This window comes from Roseateles sp. 22389, assembly GCF_052044995.1.
Classification (GTDB): domain Bacteria; phylum Pseudomonadota; class Gammaproteobacteria; order Burkholderiales; family Burkholderiaceae_C; genus Roseateles.
Genome location: NZ_JBQEOF010000001.1, coordinates 212,097 through 226,864, shown reverse-complemented (window position 1 = coordinate 226,864; position 14,768 = coordinate 212,097). Strand labels below are relative to the sequence as shown.

The window sequence follows — 14,768 nt, the reverse complement described above, 5'->3', positions numbered from 1 at the left end:
CGCTTCCGGGATTCATGCGTGCCCGGCCTCCTGGCTGAGCATGCGCGGATCGATGCCCAGCAGGGCGAGGGCCTTGTCGTAGCGCTCCTCGATGGGCGTGTCGAAGATGATCTCGGGCGTGGCGTCGACGGTGATCCAGCCGTTGCGGCCCAGCTCCTCCTCGAGCTGCCCCGCCGCCCAGCCGCTGTAGCCCAGCGTGACCAGCACCCGCTTGGGGCCGGCACCGCTGGACAGCGCCTCCAGCACGTCGCGGCTGGTGGTCATCTCGAGCCCGCCGGGCACGGCCAGCGTCGCGTTGTAGTGGTTGCCCTGCTCGTCCAGCGGCTCGTGCAGCACGAAGCCGCGTTCCGTCTGGACCGGGCCGCCGAAGAAGACCGGCCGCGCGGCCATGTCCTCGTCGTTCAGCTCGAGCTCGACCTTCTCGAACAGGTTGCCCAGGGTCAGCGAGATCGGCTTGTTGATGACCAGTCCCAGCGCGCCCTTCTCGTTGTGCTCGCACAGGTAGACGACGGAGCCGGCAAAGGTCTCGTCCACCATGCCCGGCATGGCGATCAGGAACTGGTTGGTCAGGTCGATGCGTTCCTTGGACATAGGGGCGGATTCTATTTCACCGACACTCCGTCCCCATGACGCGAACGTCCTCTTCCCCCGCTTCCCGGCCCCCCGCGCCGACGGACGGCGCGGACAGCGCCCTGGTGTGGTTCCGCCGCGACCTGCGGGCCGACGACCATGCGGCGCTGTACCACGCGCTGCGGCGGCACCGCCGGGTCTACTGCGCCTTCGTGCTGGACACCGACATCCTGGACCCGCTGCCGCGGGCGGACCGGCGCGTGGCATTCATCCTCGACGCGCTGGGCGTCCTGGATGCGGACCTCGCCACGCTGGCCCCCGGCGCCGGCCTGATCGTGCGCCACGGCACGCCGCGCGAGCAGATCCCGGCGCTGGCCGCCGAGCTGGGCGTGCAGGCGCTGTACTTCAACCACGACGACGAGCCCGACGCGCTGCGCCGCGATGCCGCCGTCGGGGAGACCCTGCTGGCGCGCGGCGTGCAGGTCGAGAGCTTCAAGGACCACGTGGTCTTCGAGCGCTCCGAACTGCTGACCGGCGCCGGCAAGCCTTACGGCGTCTTCACGCCCTACAGGAACGCGTGGCTGCGCGCGATCACGCCCTTCTTCCTCAGCAGCTATCCGGTCGAGCGCCACGCCTCGCACCTGGCGACCGGCCCCGAGGTGGCGGCGCGCCGGGGCGTGCCCGCGCTGGCCGACATCGGCTTCGAGCCCGCCGGGCTGAGCGCGACGCTCTCGGGCGGCAGCGCGGGCGCGCGGCGGCTGTTCGACGAGTTCCTCGAGCGCATCGACCGCTACGGCGAGACCCGCGACTTTCCCGCCGTCAAGGGCCCGAGCTACCTGAGCACCCACCTGCGCTTCGGCACGATCTCGATCCGCGTGCTCGCGCGCGAGGCCTGGCGGCGTGGCTACACGGGCAGCAGCGCCAGCGCGGGGGCGCAGACCTGGCTGTCGGAGCTGATCTGGCGGGACTTCTATCACCAGGTCCTGCACCACCATCCGCGCGTGGCGGAACGCGCCTTCCGGCCCGAGTACGACCGCATCGCCTGGGCCGAGGGGCCGGAGGCCGATGCCGACTTCGAGGCCTGGTGCCAGGGCCGTACCGGCTACCCGCTGGTCGACGCGGCGATGCACCAGATCAACCAGACCGGCTACATGCACAACCGGCTGCGCATGGTCACGGCCAGCTTCCTGATCAAGGACCTGGGCATCGACTGGCGTCGCGGCGAGGCCTATTTCGCCGAAAAGCTGATCGACTTCGATCTCGCCGCCAACAACGGCGGCTGGCAATGGGCCGCCTCCAGCGGCTGCGACGCCCAGCCCTACTTCCGCATCTTCAATCCGGTCAGCCAGAGCGAGAAGTTCGACCCCGACGGGAAATTCATCCAGCGCTACCTGCCGCAACTCTCGCGGCTGCCGCCGGCGCTGATCCACGCGCCCTGGCTCGCGAAGCCGGCGGAACTGGCCGCCTGCGGCGTCGTGCTGGGCCGCGACTATCCCGAGCCGATCGTGCGTCACGAGACCGCGCGCATGGCGACGATGGCGCGCTACGCCGTGGTCAAGGACCGCGGCTTCGCGCCGGACTAGGTTCCGGCCCGCACGCCCGCACCGTCAATGCACCACCGCGCTGCCCTTCTGGGGCAGGCGCAGGCCGTGCGCCCGGGCTTCCGCCAGGATCAGCAGGCCGCGCGCGGTGATCGCGTCGCGAGGATGCAGCGCCACGCCGACATGGCTGTCGAGCCGCACCGGATGGCCGCCTAGGTCGAAGGGCTGCGCCAGCGCATCGCGGATGCGCTCGCCCATCGCTTCGGCCTCCTGCACCGACCCGGCGCGCGAGACCACCAGCGCGAACTGCTCGTTGGCGTGCCGCGCCAGCAGGTCGACCGGACCGGCGCAGGACGACAGCCGCCGGCCGACCTCCACCAGCACCGGCGCCGCCGCCTGCACGCCCTGGCTGCGCAGCAGCGCCTCCAGGCCCTTGAGCACCACCACCGTGACGGCCACCCGGCCGGACTCGGCATTGACCATGCGCAGCACCTGATCCAGGCGCTCCAGCAGCGCCACCTGGCCGAGCAGCCCGGTGGCGGTGTCGCGCAGCAGCGGCGAGGGCCGCGTCTGCCGGCCGGCCGCGCGCTCGCTCTGCAGCAGCTCGTCCAGGTCGCCGAACAGCGACTCCAGGCCGCTGCCCTTGTCGTAGAAGCCGTCCGCCCCCGCCTGCATGCACATGTCGCGGTAGGCGTCCATCGCGTGATGGGTGAGCATCAGGATCCGGCCCTGGAAGCCCTTGTGGCGCAGCGCCCGCAGCACGTCGACGCCGGTGCCCACCAGCAGGGTCATGTCCAGCAGCACGGTGTCAGGCTGCAGCCAGTCGATCAGCGCGATCGCCTGCGGCGCGGAGTCCGCCTCGCCGACGACGCGCACGCCGGCCATGTCCTCGAGCCGCCGTGCCAGGAGCCGGCGGATGGCCGACGAGTCCTCGACGAGAAAAATGTCCATGAAGGGATGCTCCGGATCGCGGCGGCGACTGGTTGTCACCGCCTGTCCGGCATCTTGCGCGAGGCCCGGCGCCGGCATCAGCAGCGCCCCGCGCATGCTGGTGTCGGGGCCTGTCCGCAGGATTTGTCGGGCGATCCCCTACAGCGCCCGGCCGCTCACTGGATGTCCGTCAGCCCGTGCTGGACGCAGTACTTGGTGAGCTCGGTGTTGTTGCGCCAGCCGGTCTTCTCGAGGATGCGCGCGCGGTAGGTGCCGACCGTCTTGGCCGACAGGTGCATGGTCTCGGCGATCTCCGCCGGCGTCTTGCCCGCGGCGATGAGCAGCATCACCCGGTGCTCCTGCGCCGACAGCTGCTCATGGGGCAACTGGCCCGGCGTCGCGCCGCTGAGCAGCCCCAGCAGGTGGTCCGCCATCGCGGCCGTGACGTAGCGCCCGCCCTGCAGCAGGCGCTGCAGCGCGACGACCAGCTCGTCCGTCGCCTTGTCCTTGGGCAGGTAGCCGGACACGCCCATCTGCAGCAGTCGCGCCGCGTAGGCGGACTCCGCGTTGAGGCTCAGCACCAACACCGGCACGCCCTTGAGCGCACGCAGCATGCGGCTGGCGCCCTCGGTCCCGCTGGCGTCGGGCAGCGACAGGTCCAGCACCAGCGCATCCGGCTTGTTGGCCTGGCCCAGCTGCAGGGCCTCGGCGATGGTCGATGCCTCGTCCAGCACCGCCGATGGCCAATGGCCCTGGATCAACTGCTTGACCCCGAGCCGCATGATCGGATGGTCGTCAACGATCAGAAACCTCATCCCAACCCTCCTCGTTCTCCCGGGTCGCCCCGGTGCTGTCCCCCTCGTCCGCGACGCCGGCCAGCGGCACGCGGACATCGATCCGCGTGCCACGCCGCGGCGCCGGCCCGAAGACCAGTTCACCGCCCGCCAGCACGGCGCGCTCCCGCATGTTCCTCAGGCCTGACGCATCCGCCCTCACCTGGCCCGGGCCGATGCCGTCGTCCTCGATGCGCAGGCGGTATTCCCCGTCCTCGATGCGGGATTCGATCGTCAGCTGGTGCGCCTGCGCATGCCTCAGCACGTTGGTCGCGGCCTCCTGCAGCAGGCGGAACAGCTGGTTGTGCTGCTCGCTGCTGAGCGCCTCGTCCGGCGCCAGGTCCAGGTCGACCACCAGCTCGCTCTGCCGCTGCAGGCCCTGCGCATAGTGCTGGACCGCCGCGCCGAAGCCGAAGTCGTCCAGCAGCGGCGGCCGCAGCGTGTTGGCGATGCGGCGCGCGGCGCCGATGACCTCGTCGGCGATGGCCAGCATCTCGTCGTGCATCGGCTCCTTGGCCGGCGCGATCTTGCGCGCCATCGACAGCACCAGCATCTTCGCCGCCGTGCCGAGCTGGCCGAGCTGGTCGTGGACCTCGCGCGCGAGCCGGCGCCGCTCCGCCTCCACGCTGCGGTCCAGTTCGGCGGCGAAGCTCTGGATGCGGGTCAGCGCCTCGCTCAGTTCACGGGTGCGCTCGGCGACGGCCCCCTCCAGCCGCGCATGGCTGTCGCGCAGCGCGCGTTCGGCCCGGTCGCGCCGTTCGCGCTCGACCCACAGCGCCGCCATCGCCGCGGCCACCAGCAGGCCCCCGACCAGCGGCAGCACCTGCGCCAGCAGCGTGGTTTCCTTGGTCTGCAGCGCCACCGCCGATTCGATGCCATCGATGCGGCGTTGCTGCACCGACTTCAGCCGCGCCAGCTCGCCGCGGATCTCGTCCATCAGCTGCTTGCCGGCGACATAGGCCTGGCGGTCGTTCAGCGCCTCGGCGCCCAGCTTCCAGCGCTTCGCGACCTGGTCCTCGACCTGGCGGCGACGCTCGGCGATGAAGCGGTCCAGCCGCGCGAAGGCCTGGTCCTGGCGGTCGCCGCTGACCGCCAGCGCATCCTTGAGCTGGGCGTAGCTCGCGTCCAGGTCGCGCTGGGCGCGCTCGTAGGGCTGCAGGAAGGCCGCGTCGCCGGTGATCAGGAAACCGCGCGTGCCGGTCTCCAGGTCGATCAGCAGGCCGTTCAGGTCGGACAGCTGCTGCTGCGTGCGCAAGGCATGGGCGCGCCCCGCCTCCTGACGCGTCAGCTCGCCCAGGCTGCGGTAACCGCCATAGGCGGTGGCCACGAAGGCGACGCAGCCGGCCAGCAACAGGCCCGCAGCCACCGGAAAGGTCAGCAAGCGCATGGATGGTCCGGGCCTCCGGGCCCGTGTTCGTACAACCCTGCGGACGCCGCGTTCCAGCGATGACAAGCTCGCCGGCGTCCACCCCACTGCAGTCGGGCCCCGGGTGTCAGGCGCATCGGACGTCTTTCGCTCCGCTTGCGCCGGTCGGGCCGCTTTCGCTTCTGTGTCGCATGGATTTCGCCCTTCGGTGGGAGGGCTTGCTCGCGCGCTCGCTCCCTGGCGAACGCTCACGTGGGCCTAACGCTAGAGGTGCGGCGCGGGAAAAGCAAGTCCCTGCTCACGCGCCGCGTGCCGGGAAAGCCACGTCCTCGGGCAGCAGGCGGGCAGAAGGCGAGCACTTTCACGCGGTCGTCGGGCGCCGCTCGCCGGGGTCAGGACTTGTCCCACCGCCCCTCCCGGGGGCGCCCCTCGCCCGTCAGGGCGCCTGCCAACGCGACAGCAGCGTGCCATGGCGCTGCTGCCAGTCGCGCAGCGGCGCCGCCTCGCCGTCGAGCACCAGCCGCAGGTAGGCGAGGCTGAGTTCGCGCGTCGCGGCCTTGACCTTCGGGTTGAGCTCGAAGCCGCCGGTGTTCATCCGGTCGGTGAAGATGCTGTGCGAACCGCCGCTGAACATCGCCAGCGCCTTGCGCGGCCCGCCGATCGCGTCGAACAGCGCCACCCGGTCCGACGGTCCGCTGTAGTAGCCGGGAATGGTGATCTCGTCGGCGGTGGCGCTGATGTGCAGCGTGGGGATGGCGATGCCGGACAGGATGGGCGCCGGATCGCCCTCCCCGTAGAACGGCGGCGCGGAGATCAGGATCGCCGCCTTGAAGCGCGGATCGGCCAGCGAGGATAACGACGACGACGCGCCGCCAATCAGTCCGGCGGGCACCGGCACCTTCGCGCCGGCGATCAGCAGGCTGGTGTTGGCGCCGTAGGAATGCCCGGCGATCGCCAGGCGCGTCGCATCCAGCCGCGGCCCCAGCGGTCCGGCCAGCAACTGGTCCAGGGCGAAGCGGATGTCCTGCGTGCGCTCGATGGCTTCCTCCGGCTGCGCCGCATGCTGCAGGCGCCGCACCAGCGTCAACGAGTTCGACCAGCCGAAGCCGCCGGCCCAGAGCCGGCGGTCGCTGCCGATGTGCTGCACATGCATCGCGACGATGCCGTGCGCCGCCCAGTAGCTGCCGAGGTAGCTGTAGCCGCGGCGCGAGCCGCCCATGCCGTGCGAGAAGACCACGACCGGCCACCCACCCGCCGGCGGCTCGCCGCGGGGCCAGTAGACGCGCACCGGGACCGCGCGCTCGCGGGCGGGATCGCTCCAGTCGAAGTCCTGCCAGTGATGGCTGCCGTCCTCGGCCGCCTGCGTGCCGGGCTGGGCCGGCAGGTCGGGACCGGCCACCGGCGGCGGCGTCGCGCAGCCGATCAGCAGGGCCGCGACCGCCGTCGCCGCCGAGGCGGCGAGCGCGGTCCAGCGCCAGGTCCTGTTCACGGGATCAGAAAAGTTCGACGTCGCTGAGGTGGCTGGCCTCGGCCATGCGGCCCTGCGCGACCAGCGTCGCGTGGCTCTGCACCTGGTTCCGGCCGGCGCCCTTGGCGTGGTAGACCGCCTTGTCGGCGCGCTCGAAGGCCGCGGCCGGCGAGTCGTCGCTGCGGATCTGCGTGAAGCCGATGCTGACCGTGATGCGCCCGACCTGCGGGAAGGCGTACTGGGCGGTGTTGAGGCGGAAGCGCTCGAAGGCGTGCGCGGCGTCGGGTTCATCCTCGCAGCGCATCAGCACGACGAACTCCTCGCCGCCGAAGCGATAGAGCAGGTCGTTGAAGCGGAAGCTGCTGCGCATCAGCCGCGACAGCAGCAGCAGGACCTCGTCGCCGATCAGGTGACCGAAGCGGTCGTTGATCGACTTGAAGTGGTCGATGTCGATCACGCCGATCCAGTAGCGCGGATGCACGGCGGCATGGCGACGGTCCTGATCGGGCTCCTCGGGCTTGGCTTCCTCGGCCTGGATCCGCAGCGGCAGCTCCGAGACGGCCTTCAGGAAGCTCTCGTCGAAGGTCTTGCGGTTCAGCAGGCCGGTCAGCGTGTCGCGCTCGCTGTAGTCCAGCAGGCCCTGGAAGTTGTGATAGATCCGCAGCACGCTGCTGACCATGCGCTGCGCCTCGGTCTTGAGCCGGCGCGCGGTGTGCAGCTCCAGCACGCCAACCACCTCGCGCTCGGTCGCCAGCGGGAACAGCGTCACCCACTCGTTGTTTTCGCGCTGCTGCAGCACGCTGCGCTGCGTCAGGCATTCGAGGCGGCGCGGATGCTCGGCCAGCCGGGGGAGGGTCTCGGGATCGACCCAGAGCGAATCGGCGGTGGCGACCGCGTCGCCGGCGTGCAGCCGGGCGCGCGTCAGCCAGCGCTGCTGGCCGGGCTCGCCGACGCAGCGATAGATCGCCACGGCGGCCGCGGGGCCATTGAGCAGGTCACGCAGCGCGGTGACCAGGGTGACGTCCATGACGTCGCGGTCACGGAAACCCGTCAGCTCGGCAAGATGGTCGACTACCCCGGACATGGTGTTTGCAGCGTGGAGGGAGGATCCAGGCGCCGGCAACCACCGATGGTCCGGGGGCCCGGACGCTACGCCCTCGCCGGCTTTCCGGCGGAATGGTGCGAAGTGTATCGGGCGATCAGGCCGAGCAGGTGCTCCTCGTCATAGGGCTTGCCCAGGTAATCCTCGACTCCGAGCCGTTGTGCATAGTCGCGGTGTTTCTGAGCGATGCGCGACGTGATCATGATCACGGGCAGCCCCGCCAGACGCGCGTCGGCACGCAGGTTGCGGACCAGGTCGAAGCCGTCCATGCGCGGCATCTCGATGTCCGACAGCACCAGTTGCGGCAATTCCTCGCCGGCCAGGCGCTCCATCGCATCCAGGCCGTCCTTGGCCAGCAGCACGCGGTAGCCCTCGCGCTCCAGCAGGCGCTGGGTGACGCGGCGCACGGTCAGCGAGTCGTCGACCACCATCACCAGCGGCGCGAGCTGCTCGGTGACCGCCTCGACCACCACCTGGCGCGCGGCCGCCTCGGCGTCGTGCACGCGCTGCTGCGCGGCATGGCCGTAGCGGTTGGCCAGCGCCACCGGGTTGTAGATCAGCGCCACATCGCCCGAGGCCAGCAGGCTGATGCCCGCCAGGCCCGGCACCTGCATCAGCTGCGGGCCCAGGTTCTTAACGACGACTTCCTGGTTGCCCAGGACTTCGTCGACGTGCAGCGCCAGGCGCTGCTGGGCGCTGTGCACCAGCGCCACCGGCAGGGTCTTGCCATGGGCGACGCCGCGGTCGCTGTGGTGCATCAGGCCGCCCAGCCAGTAGAAGGGCATGCGTTCGCCGGCGGCCATCAGCGCGCCGTCGACATAGGCCTGCTCGACCGTCTCGACCGGCAGGCGCTGCACCGACAGCATCAGGCTGGCCGGCACCGCGACCTTGCGGTCGCCGTAGCGCAGCACGACGACCTGCGTCAGCGCCGTCGTCAGCGGCACGCGCAGCTCGAAGCTGGCGCCCTGCCCCGGCGAGGACTGCGTCAGCACGTAGCCGCCGAGCGTGTTCACTTCGGAGCGGACCACGTCCATGCCGACGCCGCGGCCCGCCATCTCGGTCAGCGATTCGGCGGTGGAGAAGCCCGGCTCGTAGATCAGGTCCATCAGCTGGGCGTCGTTCAGGTCCTGACCCGGCTGGATCAGGCCCTGGCTCTCGCCGCGGGCGCGGATGCGCGCCAGATTCAGGCCGGCGCCGTCATCGCTGAAGCGGACCTGGATCTCGTTGCCTTCCTGGTGCAGGTTCAGCACGATGCGGCCCACCGGCGCCTTGCCCGCCTGCTGGCGGACATCCGGCGTCTCGATGCCGTGCACGACGCTGTTGCGCAGCAGGTGCTCGAAGGCGCCGGTCAGGCGCTCCAGCACCGCGCGGTCCAGTTCGACGCCGCCACCGCGGATCTCGAGCTGCGCCTGCTTGCCGCTTTCGCGGGCGGCCTGGCGGACGACCCGGTGCAGGCGCTCGCCCAGGCTGCTGTCGAACTCGACCATCCGCGTGCGCAGCAGGTCGTCCTGCAGTTCGCGGGTCAGCCGGGACTGGCCGGCCAGTTCGTCTTCGCCGGCCGCGACGTTGCGCTGCAGGCCGCGCTGGACCGTGGCCACGTCGTTGACCGACTCGGCCAGCATCCGGGTCAGTTCCTGGAAGCGGGTGTAGCGGTCGAACTCGAGCGGGTCGAAGTCCTTGCCGGTCGCCTGGGCGGCTTCCTGGCGGGCGGCGATGCGGGCCTCGGCCTGCAGTTCCAGCTCGCGCAGCTGCGTGCGCAGGCGCTCCAGGTTGTCGTCCAGGTCGGACAGCGAGGTGCGCATCTGGCCCAGTTCGGACTCCAGGCGCGCACGGCGGATGGAGACTTCACCGGACAGCGCGGCCATGCGCTCCAGCAGCGCGCCACGGACACGCACCTGGGCGGCCGGCGCCACCGGGGCGCTTTCCAGCGGCTGACCCAGGTCGGCGATCTCGCTGAAGTGGGCCCAGTCGATCTCGATGTCGGCCGGCGGCGTCGCCACCGCGGGCTCGGCGACCGGCGCCTCGACCGGCGCGGCGGCCTCCACGACCGGCTCGGCCTCCAGCGGCGCCAGCGCCACCGGTTCGGCGACCGGCTCAGCGACCACGTCGGCCACCGGCTCGATCGGCGCCAGTTGGGGAGCCGATGCCGGGATCGCGTCGGAGCCTTCGGCCGGCGCCTGGATGGTCTCGACCGCCACGGCGGGCGGGATCGGCGCGGGCAGGTCGGCGACCGGCGCAGCCGGGGCCGACGGCGCCATCGGCGCGGGCACCACCGGTGCCGGGTCGCGCCAAGTGCGCTGCAGCGTCTTGAAGCTGTGTTCCAGGCTGTCGCCAGCGTCCTGCAGCGCGAGCAGTTGCTCGTAGCCCGGTTCGCCGTCGGCCAGCAGGTGCTCGATCTGGGACTCCAGGCGGTGGGCCTGCTCGCCCAGGCGCATCGCGCCGGCCAAGCGGGCACCGCCCTTGAAGGTGTGCAGCACCCGCATGCAGGCGGCGGCGCGGCCGGTGTCGGCCGGCTGGGTCGCCCACTCGCGCAGCGCGCCGTGCAGTTCGCCCAGCAGGTCCTCGGCTTCCTCCTCGAAGATCGGCATCAGTTCCGGCTCGATCTGGTCGGGCTGGCTGAAGTCGAAATCGTCGGCGGTCGCCTCGGCGGCCTGGTGGAAGGCGTAATGCGAGGTCGGCAGGGCCGGTTCGGCCGTGTGATCCACCAGCAGGTGGGCCGGCAGCGCGGCTGTCGACACCTCCTCCAGCGACATGGCCAGCAGGCCCTCGTCGCTGTCGGCATGGCTGTCGGGCAGCAGGGCGCCCGGCTCGAAGGCCTGCAGTTCCGCCAGCAGGCCGGCATCGGCTTCCTTCAGGAAACCGGCGGCGAACTGGTGCAGCAGGCGGCGGATCTCGTCGGCGGCGCGCTGGAACAGCGTCGGGTCGGCGACCTGATGGCCCTGGGCCCGCTCCAGCGCGTGCTCCAGGCAACGGGCCAGCGTGGACAGGTCCTCGAAGCCCACCGTCGCGGCGCTGCCGGCCAGGCCGTGCGCCAGGGCTTCCGCGTCCTGCGGCAGCGGCGACTGGGGCAGCAGCGCCCACTCGCTCAGCTCCACCTGCAGGCGGCGCGAACGCTCGTCGGCCTCGTTCAGGAAGATGTTGAACAGCGCGATGCTGATGCGCAGCGGCCCGATGACCTTGACGCCCTCGTCGCTGTCCTCGACGGCCTCTTCCGGCTGCGCCTCGGCCTCGACCTCGGCGGTCGAAGGCGTGACGGCGGTGCCGCCGACCAGGCTCAGCGCCGGCGCGGCGTGTGCCAGTGCCGCGCCCAGGTCGGGCAGGTCCAGGTCCGGCAGATCCAGGTCGGACAGGGTGCGCGGCGACAGGCCTTCGGGCGCGGTCGCCTCGACAGCGGCATCGGCGGCATCGGCGGCCGCGTCGCTCAGGTCGAGCACCGCGTCGGCGGCGGCCACCGGGACCACCGGGGCTTCCGCCGGCGCGGACACCAGTTCCTGGCCGAGGTCCAGCGTCAGCGACAGGTCCGCGGCGAACGGCGCATCGATCGCGGCGACCGGCTCGGTGTTGAGGTCGGACAGATCCAGCAGGTCCAGCGCCGGCTCATCGGCGGCGGGTTCGGCCGGCAGCGCGTCCAGCGGCATCGGCGTCGTCGCCTCGATCTCGACCAGCGGCGCGTCGGCCGGCCAGCCGTCGGGCAGTTCCATCGTGACGGTGGCCTCGTCGGCGGGCGTCAGCGTGGGTTCGAGCGACAGCGTCGGTTCGTCCTGGAAGGCCGGCGGCTGGGCCGCGGCAGCTTCCACCGCGGCGGGCTCCAGCAGCGCGGACGGTTCGACCACGTCCGCCACCGTCGGCAGCGACATCGTCGTGTCCAGCACCGGCGGCTCCGCGGTCAGCGCGGGCAGTTCGACGGCGGACAGCGCGTCCAGGTCGATGGCGGCGTCCAGTTCGGGCACCGCCTGGGTCAGTTCGGGCACGTCGGCCGGGAATTCCGGCGACAGCGCGTCGATCGCGACGGGCGTCGGTTCGGTCGCGGTCACCACGTCCAGGTCGGCCACAGGCAGCGGCGGCACGTCCAGGCCCGGCAGGTCCAGCGCGGGCAGGTCCAGCGACGGCAGCACCGAGCCGGCCGCGGCATGTTCCGCGTCCAGTGTGGCCAGCAGGTCCAGCGCGGCCAGTTCGTCGGCCGCGGACGGCGTCGCCGGCGCGGGCGTCGCCACTTCGTCCGCCAGCGACAGTTCCGGCAGCACCTGCAGGCCGGCCAGATCGATCTCCGGCGCGGGGGCCGGGACCTCGGCGACTTCGGCGACTTCGGCGACTTCGGGCAGCTCGGCGACCTCGATGACTTCCGCCACCTGGGGCAGCTCGGCCACCTCGATCAGTTCCGGCACCGCCAGGACCGGCGCCGCGGCGGACAGCTGCAGCGGGGTGTAGCGGTTCTCCAGACGCAGCGCGTCGGCCACAGCGCGGAACGGCGCGCTGTGATAGCCGTGCGGCCGGCCTTCGCCGATCGCGGCGGCCCAGGCCTGGAACCCGTCCAGCGCCTCGTTGCTGGCGCGCAGCAGGTCCGAATCGGCCTGCGGATGCTCCGACAGGCGATGGTTGTAGAGCTGTTCGAAGGCCCAGCCGGCTTCGCCGAACTCGTTCAGCCCGACCATGCGCGAGCTGCCCTTGAGCGTATGGAAGGCGCGACGCACCGTCGTCAGCTGTTCCTTGTCGCTGGCGCTGCGCGCGAGCGCGGTCAGCGCGTCGCGGGCGGTCGTCACGACCTCGGCGGCCTCTTCCAGGAAGATGCCCAGCATCTCCTCGTCGATGGCGGCCTCGGCCTGCGGGATCGGCGCGCTCGGCGCGGGCGCGGGCGGAGCGACGGGCGCGGCGGCCTCGATGAACTGCTGCAGCGATTCGGCGGCCTGGCTGCCCGCGGCGTCACCGCCGGACGAGAGCAGCTGCTGCTGCGCCTGCTGCGCGGCCTGCGCCAGGCCGAGGTCGTCGGCGGCGCGGGCTTCGTGGGAAATGCGTTCCAGGTCGCGCGCCAGGTCCTCGGTCGAACGATCGCCCTGCGCGACCGCCTGGGCAGTCGCCTGGAGCTGATCGATCAACTGCGGCTGGACCGCGGCTTCGGCGGCGGCCAGTTCCTGCGCGTGGGCGTGCTGTTCGCTCTCGCGGCCGACCAGCGACTGCAGCAGCCCGGTGTCGTCCTCGAAGCGGAACATGCGCTTGGCCAGCTGCGGCTGGACGCTCAGCATGTCGATCAGGAAGCCCAGCGCGCCCAGGTTGTGGGCGAGCCGGTCGAATTGCGCGCGCGGTCCGGGCAGCGAGGGATCGACCTCGGTGTTGGCCAGTTCGTCGACCTGGTCGCGCATCTTCAGCGTGGCCTGCGCGGCCTGCGACAGGCCCAGCACGCTGAACACGCCGCGCATCGCCTGCAGCTGGCCCGGCACCGGGATCAGCAGGTCGCGCTTGGACGGGTCGCGGAAGTATTCGTCGCACTGGCGCTCGACCTCGGAGAGGCTGGCGCGCAGTTCATGGACGACGGAGCCGAGCGTCTGCCGGTCGGCGACGCGGCGGTACAGCTCCTCCATCCAGCTCTCGAGCGCCAGCGGCGCTTCGCCGTGGCCGACCGACTCGATGCGGCGGGCCAGGCTCTTGACGCGTTCGGCCTGCTCGGGCTGGTCGAAGGCCTCGTCCTCGAGGGCCGCTTCCAGGTAGAGCATGGACGTGGCGATCTCCATCGCCAGCGCCGGCTCGGGCGCGCGGCCCGAACGCAGCGTCGTGACGACGGCGCGGCGCAGCGTGTCGCCGAGCACCTCGCCACTGGGGAACAGCTTCTGCAGCGATTCGGCGACGTGGGCGAACTGCTCGTCCAGGCCGCCCAGGCGATGGGTCTCGCCCTCGGCGGCGGAGGCCCAGGATTCCTTCGCGGCGGCGACGCGGCGCTTGGCGGCGGCGACCCAGTTCGGATCGATGCGGCCCAGCGTGTCGTCGCGGTAGTCGACCTGGTCGGCCTCGATCAGGCCGTAGGCCTGCTGGACCGCGGTCAGGCGCGGGGCGCTGCCCGGCTCGGCGTGCTTCGCGGCGGCACAGAAGAACAGCAGGTCCTTGGCCAGGCGCTCGGACGGCGCGGCATCGCTGCCGGCGCGCAGCTGCGCCAGCAGGCGCGAGCCCAGGCGCTTGACCAGCGTGTCCACCGGCAGCAGCCCGCGCGACTGGGCCTCGAACTGGCCCGCGGCCAGCATCCAGAGCGTGCGCGCGTTCGCCTGCGTCTGCGTCAGCGCCAGGCCGGCGCACAGGTCGCTCAGCAACTGGCCCTGGCCCGGCGCCGGGGCGCGCATCTGCTTGAGCAGCAGCGCCTCGAACGGCGCGCGCATCTGCTCGGCGCTCAGCGCGCGGACGTTGCGGTCCAGCGGCAGTTCGCGCCAGCGGAATTCCTCGGTCCACAGGTCGGCCGGGTGGATGCGGCCCGCGCCGTTGAGTTCCTGCAGCGTCTGGTAGGCGGGGAACAGCGCCAGCGAGCTCGGCTGACCGCCGGCCAGCGTCTTGGCGATGAAGGCGAGTACCGCGAAGTCCGCGCGCTCGACCGCCTCGATCTCGGCGATGGTCACGCCGGCGGGGTTCTCCGCCAGGCGGAACAGCGTCGCCTCGGCGGCGCGCAGCAGGTGCGCGGCGGCCGGCAGGCTGACCACCGCCAGCACGCCGGCGGCCTGGTGCATCTGCTGGGCCGCGCCTTGCAGCGCCGGGCTGGGCTGGCCGTCGCCGCCCAGGGTCGTCGCTCGCGCATCGGCATCGCGCAGCACGCGGCGAAGGGCCTTGTGCACCGATTCCAGCGTGCGGCGCAGTTCCTCCTGGACCCAGGCCAAGGGGCTCAGGTCGGCGGGGAACTCGGATTCGCGCGTAAGGTCCATGCTCGCTCTTGTTCTCTCTTTTATGTCGACGCGGTGCGGGGCTCTATCCCTGTTCTACCGGG

8 protein-coding genes are annotated in these 14,768 nt (G+C 71.8%); 1 reads left to right on the top strand and 7 read right to left on the bottom strand.

The features are described 5' to 3' along the window. Positions 1-12 precede the first annotated feature (12 nt). On the bottom strand, positions 13-591 hold the full coding sequence (locus ACTJKJ_RS00960) for a YqgE/AlgH family protein (protein WP_091726932.1): 579 nt from the start codon (positions 589-591) through the stop codon (positions 13-15). Between the two features lie 35 nt (positions 592-626). On the opposite strand from ACTJKJ_RS00960, the gene ACTJKJ_RS00955 reads away from it, so the two are divergent. After that, on the top strand, positions 627-2,153 hold the full coding sequence (locus ACTJKJ_RS00955; RefSeq protein ID WP_440819318.1) for a cryptochrome/photolyase family protein: 1,527 nt from the start codon (positions 627-629) through the stop codon (positions 2,151-2,153). Positions 2,154-2,177: 24 nt separating this feature from the next. Here ACTJKJ_RS00955 and ACTJKJ_RS00950 read toward each other — a convergent pair whose 3' ends face one another. The 6 genes from ACTJKJ_RS00950 to ACTJKJ_RS00925 form a co-directional block, all read right to left on the bottom strand. Next, positions 2,178-3,062: a response regulator gene (locus tag ACTJKJ_RS00950; protein ID WP_175538339.1), complete on the bottom strand. Its 885-nt coding sequence runs from the start codon at positions 3,060-3,062 to the stop codon at positions 2,178-2,180. A 155-nt stretch (positions 3,063-3,217) separates the two neighbouring features. Continuing rightward, positions 3,218-3,856: a response regulator gene (locus tag ACTJKJ_RS00945; protein ID WP_091726945.1), complete on the bottom strand. Its 639-nt coding sequence runs from the start codon at positions 3,854-3,856 to the stop codon at positions 3,218-3,220. Next, the gene (locus tag ACTJKJ_RS00940) at positions 3,837-5,261 is read right to left on the bottom strand and encodes a CHASE3 domain-containing protein (protein ID WP_440819317.1); all 1,425 of its coding nucleotides are present in this window, start codon (positions 5,259-5,261) and stop codon (positions 3,837-3,839) included. Before ACTJKJ_RS00940 ends, ACTJKJ_RS00945 begins: the two co-directional genes overlap by 20 nt. Before the next feature lie 415 nt (positions 5,262-5,676). Continuing rightward, positions 5,677-6,729 (bottom strand): alpha/beta hydrolase family protein, encoded by a 1,053-nt coding sequence (locus tag ACTJKJ_RS00935; protein ID WP_440819316.1) that lies wholly within the window; start codon positions 6,727-6,729, stop codon positions 5,677-5,679. A gap of 4 nt (positions 6,730-6,733) precedes the next feature. After that, a complete protein-coding gene (locus ACTJKJ_RS00930; protein ID WP_297384081.1) occupies positions 6,734-7,792 on the bottom strand; it encodes a GGDEF domain-containing protein in 1,059 nt (352 codons plus the stop codon). Positions 7,793-7,857: 65 nt separating this feature from the next. Continuing rightward, complete coding sequence (locus tag ACTJKJ_RS00925; RefSeq protein WP_440819315.1) at positions 7,858-14,706, bottom strand: Hpt domain-containing protein; 6,849 nt, start codon at positions 14,704-14,706, stop codon at positions 7,858-7,860. Positions 14,707-14,768 lie beyond the last annotated feature (62 nt).